18 protein-coding genes are annotated in these 16,383 nt (G+C 60.7%); 6 read left to right on the top strand and 12 right to left on the bottom strand.

Features of this window, described 5'->3' with window-relative positions:
• Position 1: 1 nt before the first annotated feature.
• The 4 genes from N2A41_RS05590 to groES form a co-directional block, all read right to left on the bottom strand.
• Entirely contained in the window at positions 2–1,096 is a 1,095-nt protein-coding gene (locus N2A41_RS05590; RefSeq protein ID WP_162118087.1) for a glycosyltransferase family 4 protein, read from the bottom strand.
• Between the two features lie 86 nt (positions 1,097–1,182).
• Complete coding sequence (locus N2A41_RS05585) at positions 1,183–1,605, bottom strand: hypothetical protein (RefSeq protein WP_260110476.1); 423 nt, start codon at positions 1,603–1,605, stop codon at positions 1,183–1,185.
• 91 nt (positions 1,606–1,696) lie between these two features.
• The gene (gene groL / locus N2A41_RS05580; protein ID WP_017963526.1) at positions 1,697–3,325 is read right to left on the bottom strand and encodes a chaperonin GroEL; all 1,629 of its coding nucleotides are present in this window, start codon (positions 3,323–3,325) and stop codon (positions 1,697–1,699) included.
• 52 nt (positions 3,326–3,377) lie between these two features.
• Positions 3,378–3,692, bottom strand: coding sequence for a co-chaperone GroES (gene groES / locus N2A41_RS05575; RefSeq protein WP_026154071.1), 315 nt, complete (start codon positions 3,690–3,692; stop codon positions 3,378–3,380).
• 277 nt (positions 3,693–3,969) lie between these two features.
• On the opposite strand from groES, the gene N2A41_RS05570 reads away from it, so the two are divergent.
• Positions 3,970–4,242 carry an usg protein gene (locus N2A41_RS05570; RefSeq protein WP_017963524.1) on the top strand — a complete coding sequence of 91 codons (273 nt, stop codon included), beginning with the start codon at positions 3,970–3,972 and terminating at the stop codon, positions 4,240–4,242.
• 93 nt (positions 4,243–4,335) lie between these two features.
• Here the strand turns inward: N2A41_RS05570 and N2A41_RS05565 are convergent, their stop codons facing one another.
• The 4 genes from N2A41_RS05565 to N2A41_RS05550 all read right to left on the bottom strand — a co-directional run bounded on the left by N2A41_RS05565 (position 4,336) and on the right by N2A41_RS05550 (position 7,006).
• Positions 4,336–5,037, bottom strand: a complete 702-nt coding sequence (locus N2A41_RS05565) for a pentapeptide repeat-containing protein (protein WP_162118090.1) — start codon at positions 5,035–5,037, stop codon at positions 4,336–4,338.
• A gap of 147 nt (positions 5,038–5,184) precedes the next feature.
• A complete protein-coding gene (locus tag N2A41_RS05560; protein ID WP_260110475.1) occupies positions 5,185–5,736 on the bottom strand; it encodes a GNAT family N-acetyltransferase in 552 nt (183 codons plus the stop codon).
• A gap of 66 nt (positions 5,737–5,802) precedes the next feature.
• Positions 5,803–6,471, bottom strand: a complete 669-nt coding sequence (gene trhA / locus N2A41_RS05555; protein WP_026154070.1) for a PAQR family membrane homeostasis protein TrhA — start codon at positions 6,469–6,471, stop codon at positions 5,803–5,805.
• A 115-nt stretch (positions 6,472–6,586) separates the two neighbouring features.
• Positions 6,587–7,006, bottom strand: a complete 420-nt coding sequence (locus tag N2A41_RS05550; RefSeq protein WP_017963520.1) for a universal stress protein — start codon at positions 7,004–7,006, stop codon at positions 6,587–6,589.
• A gap of 222 nt (positions 7,007–7,228) precedes the next feature.
• On the opposite strand from N2A41_RS05550, the gene N2A41_RS05545 reads away from it, so the two are divergent.
• A complete protein-coding gene (locus N2A41_RS05545) occupies positions 7,229–8,089 on the top strand; it encodes a VOC family protein (protein WP_170257679.1) in 861 nt (286 codons plus the stop codon).
• A 10-nt stretch (positions 8,090–8,099) separates the two neighbouring features.
• Here N2A41_RS05545 and N2A41_RS05540 read toward each other — a convergent pair whose 3' ends face one another.
• Positions 8,100–8,483, bottom strand: coding sequence for a hypothetical protein (locus N2A41_RS05540; RefSeq protein WP_017963518.1), 384 nt, complete (start codon positions 8,481–8,483; stop codon positions 8,100–8,102).
• Between the two features lie 211 nt (positions 8,484–8,694).
• Between N2A41_RS05540 and N2A41_RS05535 the strand changes: the two genes are divergently transcribed.
• Both N2A41_RS05535 and N2A41_RS05530 read left to right on the top strand, forming a co-directional pair.
• Complete coding sequence (locus N2A41_RS05535) at positions 8,695–9,861, top strand: AI-2E family transporter (protein ID WP_260110474.1); 1,167 nt, start codon at positions 8,695–8,697, stop codon at positions 9,859–9,861.
• 18 nt (positions 9,862–9,879) lie between these two features.
• The gene (locus N2A41_RS05530) at positions 9,880–11,178 is read left to right on the top strand and encodes an NAD(P)/FAD-dependent oxidoreductase (RefSeq protein ID WP_260110473.1); all 1,299 of its coding nucleotides are present in this window, start codon (positions 9,880–9,882) and stop codon (positions 11,176–11,178) included.
• Between the two features lie 12 nt (positions 11,179–11,190).
• On the opposite strand, the gene N2A41_RS05525 is transcribed toward N2A41_RS05530, so the two are convergent.
• The 3 genes from N2A41_RS05525 to N2A41_RS05515 form a co-directional block, all read right to left on the bottom strand.
• Positions 11,191–11,748 carry a PH domain-containing protein gene (locus N2A41_RS05525; RefSeq protein WP_170262832.1) on the bottom strand — a complete coding sequence of 186 codons (558 nt, stop codon included), beginning with the start codon at positions 11,746–11,748 and terminating at the stop codon, positions 11,191–11,193.
• A gap of 85 nt (positions 11,749–11,833) precedes the next feature.
• Complete coding sequence (locus tag N2A41_RS05520; RefSeq protein WP_170257682.1) at positions 11,834–12,646, bottom strand: polysaccharide deacetylase family protein; 813 nt, start codon at positions 12,644–12,646, stop codon at positions 11,834–11,836.
• A gap of 102 nt (positions 12,647–12,748) precedes the next feature.
• Positions 12,749–13,138 (bottom strand): DUF930 domain-containing protein, encoded by a 390-nt coding sequence (locus N2A41_RS05515; protein ID WP_017963513.1) that lies wholly within the window; start codon positions 13,136–13,138, stop codon positions 12,749–12,751.
• Positions 13,139–13,388: 250 nt separating this feature from the next.
• Between N2A41_RS05515 and N2A41_RS05510 the strand changes: the two genes are divergently transcribed.
• Complete coding sequence (locus tag N2A41_RS05510; protein ID WP_260110472.1) at positions 13,389–15,497, top strand: S9 family peptidase; 2,109 nt, start codon at positions 13,389–13,391, stop codon at positions 15,495–15,497.
• Between the two features lie 230 nt (positions 15,498–15,727).
• Positions 15,728–16,252 carry a DUF1697 domain-containing protein gene (locus N2A41_RS05505; RefSeq protein WP_222281929.1) on the top strand — a complete coding sequence of 175 codons (525 nt, stop codon included), beginning with the start codon at positions 15,728–15,730 and terminating at the stop codon, positions 16,250–16,252.
• The last annotated feature ends 131 nt before the right edge of the window (positions 16,253–16,383 follow it).

Raw genomic sequence — 16,383 nt, 5'->3', positions numbered from 1 at the left:
GTCAGGCGACAGCCTGCAGGTCGCGCGCTGGACCATTCGACCGACGGATAGGCGCGGCTTTGGTACGAACGCCCGGCAAGTTGCGATAGATGTCGAGATAGCCGCGCGCCATCCGTTGCGCGGTGAAGCGCTTTTCGAATGTGGCTCGCACCCTGCGCCGATCGAGGCGGAGCGCCCATTCGACGTTCTCGGCCGCTTCGGTGACGCTGTCGACCAGGATGCCGGAGATGCCGTTGTCAATCACCTCCGGGACGGAGCCACAGCCGAAAGCGATCACCGGCGTGCCGCAGGCCATCGCCTCGATCATCACCAGCCCAAAGGGCTCCGGCCAGTCGATCGGGAACAGCAGAGCGCCCGCATTTCCGAGGAAGTCAGCTTTCTGTTGTTCATTGATCTCACCGATGAATTCAACCTGCGGGTGCCTCCTCACCATGGGCTCTATAACAGCTTCCCAATAGGCCTTGTCGGCATTATCGATCTTGGCGGCGATCTTCAGCGGCATTCCGACCTTTGCCGCGATTTGGATAGCGCGGTCGGGGCGCTTTTCCGGGGAAATACGCCCAAGGAAGGCGAGGTAATTGCCCCTAGGGTTCTCGGTGAAGGGAAGAATATCGGCCGGCAAACCGTGATAGACCGTTCCGCGCCAATCGACCGGTGGCATCGGACGCCGCTGGTCGTTGGAGATCGACACGAGCGGAATATCCGGGAACGCCGTGTAGAATGGCTTGAGATCCGGCAGGTCCAGCCGCCCGTGCAGCGTCGTGACCGTGCGATCGGCGAAATCGCGGATCAGCGGAAAATGCAGAAGATCGATGTGGAAATGTAGCACATCGAACTCATCCGCCCGCCGACGGATCTCCTCCAGCATCACGACCTGATGCGGCAGATGGTCCTTGACCGCCGGGTTGAGCCGCAGGGCGACGTCCGCACACGCCACCAGCTTCGCCTGGGTGACGGAATCGCCGCTGGCAAAGAGCGTGACGTCATGTCCCTGTGTGACGAGTTCTTCAGTAAGATAGGAAACGATCCGCTCGGTTCCCCCGTAGAGCTTCGGCGGAACGCTTTCGGCGAGCGGTGCAATCTGAGCGATCTTCATCGGCAAAACCTCCTCTGTTGAGCAAAGAGTCGTCGGCAAAAATCATGCCTGCGTCCTCAAGAGGCACGCGGCAGGTAGAGAGAGGATCAGGTTTCGAATAGCTGTCGGCGGCGTTCTCCTTTCCAGTAGCTGCACAAGCCAAGGCCGGGGAGCCGGCGTGGCGGCAGCTTTCGACGGCGGATCCTGTGGGCACGCGAGGAAGCGGGCGAATCTTGGTTGCCAGATTGCTGGTCGCCCTTGTCCAACGTTTTCAGCGCTTCAACAATCTCGTCATAGGAGACGGCTGTTTCCGCACCGGGATAAAGGCGAAGGGCAGGTGCGGAATCGATCGCGAAAATATCCGATGCCCATGACGCGAGAATGGCGCGCTTCTCGTCATTGCCGATGTCGTCGGCGGTGAGCACGTCACGCGGGTGACCGAAATGTTTGGCCGGATAAAGCAGATGCGCCGCGCTGATAGCCGCCGTCGCTTCCTGCTGTATGGAATTGCTGATGCTTTCCTTTCTCATAGCTTGGCTCCACTGATGTTGACCGATGGAACTTGGTTCATTCGCTCGTGCGTGGGGAGGCCCGCCCTTAAGAGCAGGGCGGGCCGATCGCTTAGAAGTCCATGCCGGGGCCGGCGGGCATGGCCGGAGCGGCCTCCTTCTTGGGCTTCTCGGCGATCATCGCTTCCGTCGTCACCAGCAGACCGGCAACGGAGGCTGCGTCCTGAAGCGCCGCGCGCACCACTTTCGCCGGATCGATGACGCCCTGCGCATAGAGATCGCCATATTCGCCGGTCTGAGCGTTCCAGCCATAGGAGAATTCGCTCTTCTCCCGCAGCTTGCCGACCACGATCGAGCCTTCTGCACCGGCATTTTCGGCGATCTGCCGTACCGGGGCTTCGATTGCGCGGCGCACAATCTCGATGCCGACGCGCTGGTCCTGGTTGGCCACGCTGAGATTATCGAGCGCCTTGACGGCGCGCAGAAGGGCAACGCCACCGCCGGGCAAGATGCCCTCTTCGACTGCGGCACGGGTTGCATGAAGCGCGTCGTCGACGCGATCCTTTTTCTCCTTCACTTCGACTTCGGTCGAGCCGCCGACGCGGATGACGGCAACGCCGCCGGCGAGCTTGGCAAGCCGTTCCTGCAGCTTCTCGCGGTCGTAGTCGGAGGTGGTTTCTTCGATCTGGGCGCGGATCTGAGCCGTGCGACCGTCAAGCTCCGTCTTCGAGCCAGCACCGTCGATGATTGTGGTGTTTTCCTTCTCGATCGACACCTTCTTGGCACGGCCGAGCATATTGAGCGTCACGTTCTCGAGCTTGATGCCGAGGTCTTCGGAGATGACGGTGCCGCCGGTCAGGATGGCGATGTCTTCGAGCATGGCCTTGCGGCGGTCGCCGAAGCCAGGCGCCTTGACGGCGGCAATCTTCAGGCCGCCGCGCAGCTTGTTGACGACGAGGGTAGCAAGCGCTTCGCCTTCGACGTCTTCAGCGATGATGAGGAGCGGCTTGCTGGATTGGACGACGGCTTCGAGAACCGGCAGCATCGACTGCAGGTTGGAGAGCTTCTTCTCGTGGATGAGAATGTAGGGGTCCTCGAGTTCGACCCGCATCTTGTCCTGGTTGGTAACAAAATACGGGCTCAAATAGCCGCGGTCGAACTGCATGCCTTCAACGACTTCGAGTTCGGTTTCGGCGGTCTTGGCTTCCTCGACGGTGATGACACCTTCATTGCCGACCTTTTCCATCGCTTCGGCGAGGTAACGACCGATCTCGGAATCACCGTTGGCGGAGATCGTGCCGACCTGGGCAATTTCGGAATTGTTGGAGATCTTGCGGGCGTTGGTTTTCAGTTCTTTGACGACAGCGTCGACGGCCAGATCGATGCCGCGCTTCAGGTCCATCGGGTTCATGCCCGAGGCGACCGCTTTAGCGCCTTCCTTGACGATCGCCTGGGCGAGCACGGTCGCAGTCGTCGTGCCGTCGCCGGCGAGATCGTTCGTCTTGGATGCAACTTCACGCAGCATCTGAGCGCCCATGTTTTCGAACTTGTCTTCGAGTTCGATTTCCTTGGCGACCGAAACGCCGTCCTTGGTAATGCGCGGAGCGCCGAAGGACTTATCGATCACGACGTTACGGCCCTTCGGACCGAGCGTCACCTTCACGGCATTGGCCAGGATGTCGACGCCACGCAACATGCGTTCACGGGCATCGGTATGGAATTTGACTTCTTTCGCAGCCATTCTTTCACTCCTTCGATAGGCAGCTTTTCTTGACTAATGCGCTGAGAACGCCTCAGGCGGCGATCTTTTCGGCGGCCTGGGCCACGATAATGCCCATGACATCGCTTTCCTTCATGATCAGCAGATCTTCGCCATTGATCTTGATCTCGGTGCCGGACCACTTGCCGAACAGGATGCGATCGCCGACCTTGACGTCGAGCGCCTGGATCTGGCCTGCATCGTTGCGCGCGCCGGGGCCGACGGCGATAACCTCGCCTTCCTGCGGCTTTTCCTTGGCGGTATCAGGGATGATGATGCCGCCCTTGGTCTTTTCCTCGGAATCGACTCGGCGGACAAGAATGCGATCATGAAGCGGTCGGAACGACATGTTTTCCTCCAATGGACAAACAATGATGACGTTGTTCCCCTGGCCGGACCGGATGACCGGTCCGGGCGGGTGCAAACCTCTGTCGAGCGTTTTGCGCGGAATGATCTGGTTTTGCGGTTTTTCCATTTCAAGGGGCTGGCGAAAAAAAATAGCACTCGCAATGGATGGCTGCTAACACACTGAGAAGGAACAACAAACACTGTTCCTGCGTTGAGAATCAGTTGATTGACGCAAAGATTTGCGCCACCTTCTCGTTGTCGTGAAACGGAGATGAAGCATGGAATTTTCATCGGACATAGAGCGCCAGCTCAACGGTTACGGTCTTACCACTGCGCACATCCTCTACCGCATGCCGGATTTCGAGTCGGTCCTGCAGACCTATGTCTGGCAGGATTACGATCTCGCCCCGGACTTTCCGGAAATGCACAGATTCCTGGATTTCTGGCAGTCCAAGCTTGACGGGCCGCTGCATTCCGTTCGCTATAGCCACCAGCGGCTGATCGGACCGAACGAATGGCGTCGCGTCGCGGGCGAGTTCCGATTGCACTAAATCGAATCCGACAGTCCCCAGCCAGATGGTTGTGTGCCCGCCAGCCATTGTTGCCCCCTAGGGCCTTACCAGCCGGTATGGCGCGAAGCCCAATCAATCGTGATCGGCAGGGCATGGCCAGGTCGAGGGTGCCGAAAGGCCGGCCGGCAGCTTGGTCGAGGCATCGCCGCAGGCAAGGTCGATCTGCGTCTGCTCGAGCCCGGCGGCGCCCGAGAGGTCGAGGCCTTCGATGCGGGTCAGGAACATGAAGGCGCGCTCGAAGTTCGCCGGGCCTTCGAAGGTGGCCTTGGAGAGATCGGCGCGGGAGAGGTTGGCGAAAGAGAATTTCACCCCCGTCAGCACCGCCTTGTCGAAATCGGCGCGGCCGAGTTCGGCCTTTTCGAAGCTCGCGCCGGCGAGCTGGGCGCCGGCGAAATTGGCACGCTGCAGCTCGGCGCCGGCAAAGGACGCGCCCTCGGCGGCGATATTGGCGAAGCTGGAGCGATAGGCCTCGATCTTGGCGAAGTTGGCGCCTTCAGCATGTGCGCCCTCCAATGAGGCACGCACCAGCGTCGCTTTCTCCAGATTGGCGGATTTGACATTGGCGCCGGCGAGATCGGTCAGCGAAAAATCGGTGCCGACGAGATTGGCGCCCTCGAGATCACTGCCCTGCAGCATCAGGTTTTTCTTGGTGCATTCCTGCCAGTCGAGCTTCGGCTCGGCCAGACTGCTGCAATCGGCGGCCCGTGCGGCAACTGGCGGAAATGCTAGAAGGACGAGGGCAAGGAGACCGAACGACGATCTTTGCATTGCCATGAACTGTTCACCCCCATGATGCTTTCAGGCCGCCTCCGGCGAAGCAGGCCGTCCACTTTCTTACACAGCTCAGACTACAATAAAAAGATGGCACGCGCCGTTCACAATGGCTTGCTGATCAGTCCGGACGATTGCCAGGCAGGCGGATCAATCCACCTTGCCGGGCAGGCGAAGTTCCATACAGGTGAGGTCCAGCCAGCGGCCGAATTTGATGCCGACCTCGGAAAATCTGCCGGCGATACGGAAACCGAGCTTTTCGTGCAGCCTGATCGAGGCCGTGTTCTCAGCCTCGATGCCGGCGATCATCACATGGACGTTCGCGGCTGCAGCACGCGCGATCAGTTCCCGCATCAACCGCTCTCCGATGCCCGCACCGCGGCAATCCTTGTCGACATAGACGGAATGCTCGACCGTGTGGCGGTAGCCGTCGAAGGCTCGCCAATCGCCGTAAGAGGCGTAGCCTGCGACCTTGCCCGATAGTTCGGCGACGACGACGGGAAAGCCGCGCGCCTTGCGCGCCCCGAACCATTCCAGCCGATTTTCGAGATCGACCAGCGTGTCGTTCCAGATCGCCGTCGTGTGCTCGACGGCGTGATTGTAGATATCGCGAATGGCGGAAAGATCGGCTTCGGTGGCGTCGCGGAGGAAGACAGCGTCTGTCATGATGCTCCGGTTCATATTGTTTGCGAAGGCGGGCATACGCCCCGCCTGAAAAGATGTAAACGACGGATGCGAACCAGGAACGACTTCGGGCCCATCAGTCGTTCAGAGGCCTGGTGGCGACAGGCTGAAACAGGTGAAGACGGCCGAATAATGCACCGCCGCGGCGGTGACGACGAAGCCGTGCCAGATGGCGTTCTGGAACCGCAGCTTCTCCCAGACATGGAAGATGACGCCGAGCGAATAGATGACGCCGCCGATGACGATCAGCAGCATCGAGGCGGCGGGAATGCGCGAGGCGACGGGCTCGGCCACCAGTACGCCGCTCCAGCCCATAGCGAGATAAAGCAGGATGGCAAAGCGGTCGTAACGCCCGGGAAAGACGCATTTCAGGATAATGCCGATGGCGGCGAACAGCCAGATCGCGACCAGCATGAACAAGAGCAGCGGATCGTCGGCGCCGCGTTCAAGGAAGGGCGTGTAGGTGGCAGCGATCAGCAGGAAGATCGCCGAATGATCGAAGCGGCGCAGATACCATTTGGTGCGCGAGACCGGCCAGGCATTGTAGGAAAAGGAAATGGCAAGCGTCAGCACCAGCCCGACGCCATAGATCCAGGCGGCGGCGAGCGCGCCGTAGGAACTCCAGACCGTGGCGTAGAAGATCAGCACAGTGGCGCCGATCAACGCCAGCACGAGACCGACGCCATGGACGATACCGTCGGCGATCAATTCGTATCTGTCATAAGCCCAGCGAATGCCGTTGAACTCGGCCATGCACGCCAATCCGTTTCATACCCCGATTGCAATCGTCGCATCGAACCGGCAGGCGCGCAACTGCGGCAAAGCGCACGGGCGGTAAATCTTCGTGACAGGCTGCAGTTGCGCAAGATCAAACCTTCTGCCGGTCGACCAGCACCGAGCATTTGGCATGGCGCACGACCCGGTCGGCGGTGGCGCCGATGAAGTAATTGGAAAAGTCGGGAACGTGAGAGGCGACGATAATCAGGTCGGCGCCGTGGCTTTCAGCCGCCGAGATGATGGCTTTGGCGGGCGGGCCGTTGCGGATCTCGACGGTTGCCGCAACACCGGCTGCGGCGATCAGCGCTTCCAGTTGCTCGCGGCTGTCCTTCATGGCGTCCTCGACCATATTGGCCGGCAGTTCGATCGCGACATAACTCGGCACATCCTCGACGACGTTGAGTGCGATGATCTCGCCGCCTGCGTCGAGCAAAGACGCGGCCTTGCGAAGGATTTTTTCTCCCTTGTCGATGCCGCCGAGCGCGATCGCTACGATGATCTTCCGGTACATGGCTTCCCTCCACGACTGAGATGCATAAGTTTCCTCTTAAGAAGATATGGGCGCATTGATCGCGATCAAGTGGACACAAGTCATCGTCAACAGCTGCTCAACGCTTCATCCTCAAAAGCGGATCTACTGTGAACAATCGGAATGCGCCATATAGGGATCAAGTACGGCGGCCGAGGTGCGCCTTTTATCTTACAGGCCAATTCAGAGGCAGGAGAACAATCCATGACGACCGAAACTTCCTATGCGCTGACGCGGCCCGCTTATATCGACCAGTCGCATCTCGTCGTGACCGACCTCGGTCTGGTTTCCGGCTTCTATCAATCGATGCTCGGCCTGAAGGTGATCGAGAAGACGGCGAGCGGCGAAGTGCTGGGTGTCGGCGATCTCCCTTTGCTGACGCTGACCACTGCAAAGAATGCCATGATCGCGCCGCGCAATGCCGCCGGCCTTTTCCACACCGCTTTCCTGATGCCGAACCGGACGGAGCTCGCCCACTGGCTGCGCCATGCGGCGCAGAACAATGTCGTCCTCGACGGCGCTTCGGATCATCTCGTCAGCGAGGCGATCTATCTGTCCGATCCCGAAGGCAACGGCATCGAGATCTATGCCGACCGGCCGCACGAACAGTGGAAATTTCATCAGGACGGCATGATGGAGATGGCGACCCTGCGTCTCGACCTGCAGGCGCTCTATAACAGCGCGCCGGGTGAGCGCTGGGACGGCATGGCTGCGGGGACGGCGATCGGCCACTTGCATCTGCAGGTCGGGGACATCCCGCAGGCAGACGCCTTTTACCGCGACGTGCTCGGCCTCAAGCTGATGGCGCGTTATCCCGGCGCGAGCTTCTTTGCGAGCGGCGGTTACCACCACCATCTCGGCGCCAATATCTGGAACAGCCGCGGCGCCATGGCTCGCGCCGGCAACATGACCGGGCTTTCGGACTATAAGATCCGTTTCAACGACAAGGCGACGCTGGATACGGCGGTCTCCAAGCTCGACGCGCTGGAGATCAACAGCGAGAAGCGCGACGGCGGCGTCTTCTTGAAAGATCCGTGGGGCATCGGCCTAACGCTGTCGGCCTGATCCGAAGAGGCTATCGGACCTTCTCGGCACCGGATGGTGTCGTCACCTGCGTCGGTCCACCCCCGTTTCCACTCGGCGATGGTGAACGGTCCACAGCTTCCGGAGGCCTTACCGGGCCGGAGGCAGGATCGTTGTTGAAGGTGCCAGGGCCCGATGGTTGCGCATTGATCGGATCCGGCTTGGTCGAGGCTGTCGCCGTTGGATCATTATTGCTGGGGTTGGGCCAGATCGCGACACTGACGCCGGCGATGATGAGGACTGCCAAGCCGGCCGCGATGATCCCCCAGACCCACCATCGCCGCTGGTCGGAGGCGTCAAGCGTCGCCTTGTCCGCATAGGGCGGCTCGGTGCGGTAAGTCTCGGTGGCATTGATCTGATCTCGATCTGCAGTCATGGCTGTAACTCCTTCCGAGCCCGAACTCCCGTGACCGAAAACTTGTTCCGGCGCGAAAGCCTCACATTCACATGATGACCGCTCGTGCGGTCGCAGGCTCCGGGTGCGACAATTGTGCGATAGCGGACACAGCGGTTCGATTGACGGCGGAACCGGAACCGCACCGGCGCGTTTCCGTCACGAAGCAATGGGGCTTCGGGGACCTCACCGCATGGGCATCGCCAATGGCATCCGCAAACACGCAAAGAAGATCGCCATCGGCGAGCGCCATACCAGCGCCTGGGCACAGTCATTGAAGGAGGCGGCCGAGGAGCTGCCGCCGCCACCGCTGCACCGGCTGGAAAAGGACGGGCTCGATGTCAGCATGGCCTGGGCGATCATCGGTATCTTCGGCATTCTCTTCCTTGCCGCCGTCTATCTGATGTCGCTGATCCTCATTCCGATCACACTTGCCGTCGTCGTCGGCATGATCCTCGGCATGGCGGCAGAAAAGCTCAGCAGGATGGGGGTTCCGCGGCTTGCCAATGCCTTCATCCTGTCAAGCAGCGTGGCGCTGGTGATCTTCCTGCTGATCAACTCGCTCGCCGACCCACTGACGACGCTTGCCAATGAGGGCCCGGCCTTTGCCGAGCGAACCATCAACCGCGTCATGCCTTATCTGGAGCGTATCAGATGGCTGCATATCACGCCGGCGACATTCGAAAGCGGGTCGATGTCGATCGGTGCGCTGCTCGAGAACACCGGCAACGTGCTGCACGTGGTGACCACCAGCCTGACGCCGGCGCTGGTGCAGGGGATGATCTTCTTTGCGGCGCTGCTTTTCTTCCTCGCTGGTCGGGTCAACCTGCGCAAGATGATCATCATGACCTTCCGCACCCGCACACAGCGCCTGGCGGCCATCCGTGTCATCAATGCCGTCGAGCAGGTGCTCGGCTTCTATTTCGCCACGGCCTCGCTGATCTATGTCGGGCTCGGCGTGGTCATGACTGTCATCGCCTATGCCGGCGGGCTATCGGCGCCGGTGCTCTGGGGCTTCTTTGCCTTCCTGTCGAGCTTCATCCCCTATCTTGGCATCACGCTGATGACACTTGCCGTCGCGGTCGCCGGGATCATCACCTACGATGACTTCATCATCGGCCTGATGCCGGCCGCGGCCTTCTTCACCGTCCATCTCCTCATGGAGAACCTGATCTTCCCGGCGGTGATGGGACGGCGGCTGGAAATCAATCCCTTCGTCGTTTTCCTCGCCATCCTGTTCTGGACGTGGATGTGGGGTGCCGTCGGCGCCATGCTGGCGCTGCCGCTCTCGCTGATCGTCATGACTGTTATCGAAGAATTGCTGATCGAGGAAAAGCCGCAGCCGCAGTTACCGAAATGATCAACCGTGGAGCCGTCAGTGGCATCTGATATCGATCTTGCCGAATCCGATCACGACCAGATGGTGAGTGGCCGCTCTCTCTGGGGCAAAAGCGGCATAGGGCCGCAATGGCGGCCGATCGGTCAGAGTTTTACCACCGACATCGCCGTCATTGGCGGCGGCATCACCGGCGCATTGGTTGCCGAACATTTGACGGCGCGCGGTTTTTCCGTTGTTGTCATCGACCGGGAGGAGCCCGGTTTCAGCAGCACCGCGGCGAGCACGGCGATGCTGCAATGGGAAACCGACAGCACGCTCACCGAACTCGAGGATTATTATGGCTTCGAGCGCGCCGCCGGCATCTATCGCCGCAGCGGCGCAGCAGTCGCCGGCCTTGCCAAGCTGATCGCCGCAAACGGCATCGCCTGCGGTTTCCGGCCGCGCAACACGCTCTATCTCGCCGCCAATCGCGAAGGCGCGCGGGACCTCTTGGAGGAGCGACAGCTCCGTCGCCGGGCGGGTCTGCCCGGCGTCTATCTCGAACATCCCGATCTCTTCACGCAGTTCGAACTCGACAGGGATGGCGCGATCTATTCGCCGGGTTCGGCGGAGGCCGATCCGCTGCTTCTGACATGGGCCTTGATCGAGATGGCGGTGCGGCGCGACGCGCGACTGGTGAGCGCCTCCGTGACCGCGCTCAACAGCGAAGGCGATCGCGTGACGGCGGAGACGGACAGCGGTCATCTCATCGACGCGCGTCATGTCGTGCTTGCGACCGGCTATTCGTTGCCGGGTGTCGACATGCCGAAGCTGCACCGCGTCAGTTCGAGTTGGGCGCTCGCCACAGTGCCGCAGGACCCGGCAAATTTCTGGCGCGACAGGGCACTGATCTGGGAGAACAGCCACCCCTATCTCTACATGCGAACGACGGCGGACAATCGCATCGTCGCCGGCGGCGAGGACGACGAGACGAGCGATGCGGCGGCGCGCGATCGCAAGCTGCCGGCCAAGATCATCGCAATCCAGGAGAAAATGAAGCGGCTGTGGCCGAAGGCGGATACGCGCGTTGCTCATGCCTGGTGCGGAACCTTCGGCGAGACGGCCGATGGCCTGCCGCTGATCGGCCCGGTGCCGGAGATACCGCATGTGTTCGCAGCCTGTGGCTACGGCGGCAACGGCATCACCTTTTCCTACCTCGCCGCACAGATGATCGGCGCCATGCTCGCCGGCATGCATCGCGACTGGTTCGAGGATTTCGCGCTCGACAGGGATGGGCCGGGTTTAGCACGCTTTCATTCTGGAATGTATAGAAACGAGACGGAAAGCCAAAGGCGCTAAAATTTCAGTCGTCTAGCTGGCTTGCTTTCTTGCACTCATTCGCAATTCTTCAACATGTTTAGCCACTTCGCGAACGTTTGAGATGCCGATAAAGGCGAATTTTTTGACGCTATCCCCTTCTCCCTCCCGACGGAAAGTGAGGGTTCCCGAGCGGTCCCATTTTTCCCGTACCTCCACGACGTTGATGGCCGTTGGTGCTATCGTCGTCGCTTGTCGTCTGATTAGATTTCGAACGATGAGAAGCCTGCGATCGGTGGCGGCGTAAGCGGTTCGGCCCGTAGCGATCATATCGAAAACCGCGCCCGCTATGGCCGCGACACCGGCCAGTAAAAAGACTCCGGGGAATATGATGCCCATTATTCCATCCGCCTTTTCGACGACGGCAAGCGCATTGTCAGCCGGCAGAAAGCCAACGCACCCGGAGATCACACAAATGAGGCCGATAATTAATTCAGGACACTTGGAAACGAAAGTTCCCCAGGCACCTGGTTGCCCTGTCCAGACAACAATTTCGGAGGGATGAAGCTCATTTTGAATTTCGCCTTCGACATTCCAAATCGCACGAGACATGCGCTCCCCTACGTTCCCGCAACCGAACAAACAAAAACAGCATTATTCGTTTTCCGGGGGTAAACAAGCAAGAGATTCGGACGCTCTATTCGGTCGTCTTGTCGTCACCGGTGTCCTCGACATCCTCGAGGCGGACGAACTCCGTGCCCTTGGCCTTGAGATCGACCAGCGCCTTCGCCACCCCCTCGCCGGCCGCATGGGTCGGCTGGTTGATGTGGGAGATGACGACGTCGCCGTCCCTGGCGGAGGCGATGCGCTTTTCGGTGATGACAGCCCCGAGCAGCGAGCCGCCGTCGCCGTTTACCGAATAACCGGCAATGCGATAGCCCATGGCGCGGATCGCGCCGATGGCGGAAAGATCATATTTGGCGGTCGAGCCGCGGAACCAGTGCGGCGCCGGGATGCCGGCCGCGACCATGGCGGCAGCGCCGCCTTCGACCTCCTGCCGCACCGCCTGCGGCGAGCCGGCAGAGGCGATGCCATAGACCAGCGTCGGCGTGTCGACGGCCGGAACATGGTTCTGGCCATGATTTTCGAGTTCGAAGAGATCGGGATTTTGCAGGAATACGGCAAGTGCTGCGGGATTGCGCTTCAGCCAGCGGGCGGTGACGAAGATCGTTGCCGGGATGCGTTCACGCACCAGCGTCGAAAGGATGCGCTCGTCCGCCTGCCCCATGCAGGCATCGAAGGTCAGCGCAATGCGGGGATGGCGGGCGACATTGGAACGGGCGATGTGCAGATGCGGCTCGACGAGCTTTGGCGCCGGCGCCTTCGGGGCCGGACTAACCGCAGCCGGTACCGGACTGACCGCGGTCGGCACGGCTGACGGAATTCCGTCCGCGAATGCAGCGGAGATGCTGACGACAAGGAAAGCCGACGCGAACAGGATGCGGTTCATATACTGGGTTTCTATGATTCGAACTGCCGATTTTAGCGGTAGCTCTCTCCCGGCGCCATGCGGCCGGATGTCACCGCAGCCGCTTGGGCGGACAGGGTCGTATCAGTCATAGAGATAATACTTGTCCCACTTCTCGCGCGGTACCTTCTCGCCGATCTCGTAGTCGAGTTCGCGCACGTTGATATGCTGCGGACCGGTGATGCAATTGTAGGAGAGATGGTACCAGTCGCCCTTGCTGCGGAAGACAGCACCCGGCGCGTCCAGCGAATTGTCGCCGGGGATCGGGTCCTTGAAGGTGTAAGCGATCACCTTGTCGGGCTTGAAGCCGGTGCTGTCATTGTTGATGCGGCTCATCGCCTCGGTGTCGCAGCTCTGTTCCAGCCGGGTCGAGGGATCGAGTTTTTCCAGTTGTTTCTTGATGGCGGGATCGACGGCAAAGGCGGGAGCAGCAAGGCTTGCGAGGGATACAAACAGGATCAGACGTTTCGGCATTGCGGAGAGAATCCCTTACTGTTCTGCAATTTCCACCCTACCGCCGACAGCTTGCCGGGAGCTTGGCACGTGCAAATTCACTGAGATAGCGGACTTTGTTAAATATTGTGGTGACATCAAGGCAAGGTGGGCTCGGAGTCCTCCTTGTCTGTGGAAGGGCATCTGCGCCCTTGCCGCACCCTTGCCGCTTGATCCAGCGGCGGCGCGCCTCTATCTCTTGCCAACCCGACATTCCCACCGGAGCCGTTCCTTGACCGTTTTTAAGAGCCTGCCGACACCGCCTGCCGCACCGAAGAAGCCCGTCTCCGATACGCGGCACGGCATAACCCGCACGGACGACTATGCCTGGCTGCGCGCCGACAACTGGCAGGCGATGTTCAAGGATCCGTCGATCCTCGACCCTGAGATCCGCCGCCATCTCGAAGCCGAAAACACCTATATGAACGCGGCGATGGAGGACACCAAACCGCTGCAGAAGGTGCTGTTTTCCGAAATGCGCGGCCGCATCAAGGAAGACGACAGCTCGGTGCCGATGAAGGACGGCGCCTATGCCTACGGCACCTTCTATGTCACCGGCGGCGAACAGCCGCGTTATTTCCGCATCCCACGCGACGGCAATGTCGCCGACGAAACGATCCGCACCGTGCTGCTCGACGGCGACAAAGAGGCTGCCGGCAAGGCCTATTTCCGTCTCGCCGGCCTCGACCATACCAGCGACCACAGTCGCGGCATCTGGGGTTATGACGACAAGGGCTCGGAATTCTTCACGCTGCAGGTGCGCGACCTGCAGACCGGGCAAGACCTTGCTGACCGGATCGAAAATACCGGCGGCGGCGGCGTCTGGGCGCCCGACGGCAAGAGCTTCTTCTATTCGGCGCTCGACGAGAATCATCGGCCCTCGAAGGTGTTCCACCATATTCTCGGCCAGCCGCAGTCGGAAGACCGGCTGGTCTATGAGGAAGCGGATGCCGGCTTCTTCATGGGCGTCGGCGGCTCGCTACTCGACGATTTCATCTATATCGACATTCACGACCACGAGACCAGCGAATACCGGCTGCTGTCGACCAAGAACCTCACAGCCGAGCCGAAGCTGGTGGCGGCACGTGAGGAAGGCATCGAATATTCGCTGGCCGAGGGCGGCGACGTCTTCTACATCCTCACCAATGACGGCGGTGCCAAGGATTTCAAGATCATGGAAGCGCCGGTCGACAATCCGGTCAAGGAGAACTGGCGCGAAGTGGTCGCTCACAAGCCCGGCACGCTTGTTATCAGCCACATGGCCTATGCCCGCCATCTTCTGTGGCTGGAGCGCAAGGACGGGCTGCCGCAGATCATGATCCGCGATCGGGCAACCGGCGAGGAGCATGCGATCGCCTTTGCCGAGGAAGCCTATTCGCTGGGACTGCAGGGTGCGGCGGAATACGACACGGATATCATCCGCTTCTCCTATTCGTCGATGACGACGCCGTCGCAGCTCTACGACTACAACATGGTGACGCGCGAGCGCACGCTGCTGAAGACGCAGGAGGTGCCGTCCGGTCACGATCCCGACGACTATGTCACCCGCCGCGTCTTTGCCCCGGCATGGGATGGCGAGAAGGTGCCGGTCACCCTGCTCTATCGCAGGGATACCCCACTCGACGGCAGCGCCCCCTGCCTGCTCTACGGCTACGGCGCCTACGGCATCACCATTCCAGCCGGCTTCAACACCAATTGCCTGTCGCTCGCCGACCGCGGCTTCGTCTATGCCATCGCCCATATCCGTGGCGGCAAGGACAAGGGATTTTCCTGGTACGAAGACGGCAAGATGGACAAGAAGACGAATACCTTCAAGGACTTCGTCGCCGCGGCCGATTATCTGAATCAACAGAATTTCAGCTCTTACGCGAAGATCATCGCCGAGGGCGGATCGGCCGGCGGCATGCTGATGGGCGCGGTTGCCAACATGGCGCCGGAGAAGTTCGCCGGTCTCATCGCCGCCGTTCCCTTCGTCGACGTGCTCAACACCATGCTCGACGACACTTTGCCGCTCACCCCGCCGGAATGGCCGGAATGGGGCAACCCAATCGACAGCAAGGAAGAATACGAGCAGATCGCCTCCTACTCGCCCTATGACAATGTCGGTGCAAAAGCCTATCCACCGATCTTGGCGCTCGGCGGCCTGACGGACCCGCGCGTCACCTATTGGGAGCCGGCCAAATGGGTGGCGAAGCTGCGCGACAAGACGACGGGCAACGCGCCGATCCTGCTCAAGACCAACATGGACGCCGGCCACGGCGGCGCCTCCGGCCGCTTCCAGCGGCTGGAAGAGATCGCGTTTGAATATGCGTTTGCGATCAAGGTGGCTGGGAAGATGTGAAGGGTTGGGGCGTGCCGTGTAGCACCCCCCTCTGCCCTGCCGGGCATCTCCCCCACAGGTGGGGAGATCACAAGTGGGTTGACCATCCTGCTCATCTACCGTTTTGCCGTGCTGAAGCATTAATTGTTTGGGGAAGCCGATGCGCCCAGCCAATCTCCCCACCTGTGGGGGAGATGCCCGGCAGGGCAAAGGTGGGGCGGCACGGCACACAGGCCTAGGGAGACACCGAAATGCCCGTCTATATCGCCCTACTCCGCGCGGTGAACGTCGGTGGCACCGGCTCTTTGCCGATGGCCGAGTTGAAGGCGATCTGCGAAGGCCTCGGCTTTTCCGACGTCAAGACCTACATCCAGAGCGGCAACGTGCTTTTCCGTTCGGATGAAGCGGAAAAGACCGTGGAGGAGCGGCTCGACGAGGCGCTCGGCAGGACGATGGGCAAGCGGCCAGGCGTGATGGTGCGCACCCGCAAAGAACTCGACGGGATCGTTGCCGACGTACCCTTTCCCGATGCCAAGCCGAACTTCCTGCTCGTCTATTTCCTGCCTGAAAAGGCGCCCGGCGATGCACTGGAGACGATGGTGGCGCCCGACGGCGAGGAGGCCAAGCTCGCCGGCCGCGAAATCTATGTGCATTATCCCAATGGTTCCGGCCGCTCGAAGCTGAAGCTGCCGGCGCTGAAGCCAGGAACGTCGCGCAACCTCAACACCGTGCGCAAGCTCGCGGACATGGCGGCGGCGATGGAAGACGGGGACTGAGGGGCAAGTCGTGGGGACCATGACGTCGTATAGAATTTGATTCAAGCGACGTGCTTCATCTCCTTGATTTCTTGCATATAGTCATCGCAGGACCGCCGCGCATCTGTGGCCGTATTCATCAGGTCGCCAGC

The organism is Rhizobium sp. SRDI969, assembly GCF_025152725.1.
GTDB lineage: Bacteria > Pseudomonadota > Alphaproteobacteria > Rhizobiales > Rhizobiaceae > Rhizobium > Rhizobium leguminosarum_I.
The sequence above is the reverse complement of the archived record's forward strand: the minus strand, read 5'-3'. Positions and strand labels throughout refer to the sequence as shown.

Excerpts from the sequence above, each read along its gene's own strand:
- N2A41_RS05540 (WP_017963518.1), bottom strand. The coding sequence starts at position 8,483 with ATGACTGCAGATCGAGATCAGATCAATGCCACCGAGACTTACCGCACC.
- trhA (WP_026154070.1), bottom strand. The coding sequence starts at position 6,471 with ATGGCCGAGTTCAACGGCATTCGCTGGGCTTATGACAGATACGAATTG.
- N2A41_RS05505 (WP_222281929.1), top strand. The coding sequence starts at position 15,728 with ATGCCCGTCTATATCGCCCTACTCCGCGCGGTGAACGTCGGTGGCACC.
- N2A41_RS05560 (WP_260110475.1), bottom strand. The coding sequence starts at position 5,736 with ATGCCCGCCTTCGCAAACAATATGAACCGGAGCATCATGACAGACGCT.
- N2A41_RS05565 (WP_162118090.1), bottom strand. The coding sequence starts at position 5,037 with ATGGCAATGCAAAGATCGTCGTTCGGTCTCCTTGCCCTCGTCCTTCTA.
- N2A41_RS05525 (WP_170262832.1), bottom strand. The coding sequence starts at position 11,748 with ATGTCTCGTGCGATTTGGAATGTCGAAGGCGAAATTCAAAATGAGCTT.
- groES (WP_026154071.1), bottom strand. The coding sequence starts at position 3,692 with ATGTCGTTCCGACCGCTTCATGATCGCATTCTTGTCCGCCGAGTCGAT.
- N2A41_RS05570 (WP_017963524.1), top strand. The coding sequence starts at position 3,970 with ATGGAATTTTCATCGGACATAGAGCGCCAGCTCAACGGTTACGGTCTT.
- N2A41_RS05520 (WP_170257682.1), bottom strand. The coding sequence starts at position 12,646 with ATGAACCGCATCCTGTTCGCGTCGGCTTTCCTTGTCGTCAGCATCTCC.
- N2A41_RS05515 (WP_017963513.1), bottom strand. The coding sequence starts at position 13,138 with ATGCCGAAACGTCTGATCCTGTTTGTATCCCTCGCAAGCCTTGCTGCT.
- N2A41_RS05550 (WP_017963520.1), bottom strand. The coding sequence starts at position 7,006 with ATGTACCGGAAGATCATCGTAGCGATCGCGCTCGGCGGCATCGACAAG.
- N2A41_RS05535 (WP_260110474.1), top strand. The coding sequence starts at position 8,695 with ATGGGCATCGCCAATGGCATCCGCAAACACGCAAAGAAGATCGCCATC.
- N2A41_RS05590 (WP_162118087.1), bottom strand. The coding sequence starts at position 1,096 with ATGAAGATCGCTCAGATTGCACCGCTCGCCGAAAGCGTTCCGCCGAAG.
- groL (WP_017963526.1), bottom strand. The coding sequence starts at position 3,325 with ATGGCTGCGAAAGAAGTCAAATTCCATACCGATGCCCGTGAACGCATG.
- N2A41_RS05545 (WP_170257679.1), top strand. The coding sequence starts at position 7,229 with ATGACGACCGAAACTTCCTATGCGCTGACGCGGCCCGCTTATATCGAC.
- N2A41_RS05585 (WP_260110476.1), bottom strand. The coding sequence starts at position 1,605 with ATGAGAAAGGAAAGCATCAGCAATTCCATACAGCAGGAAGCGACGGCG.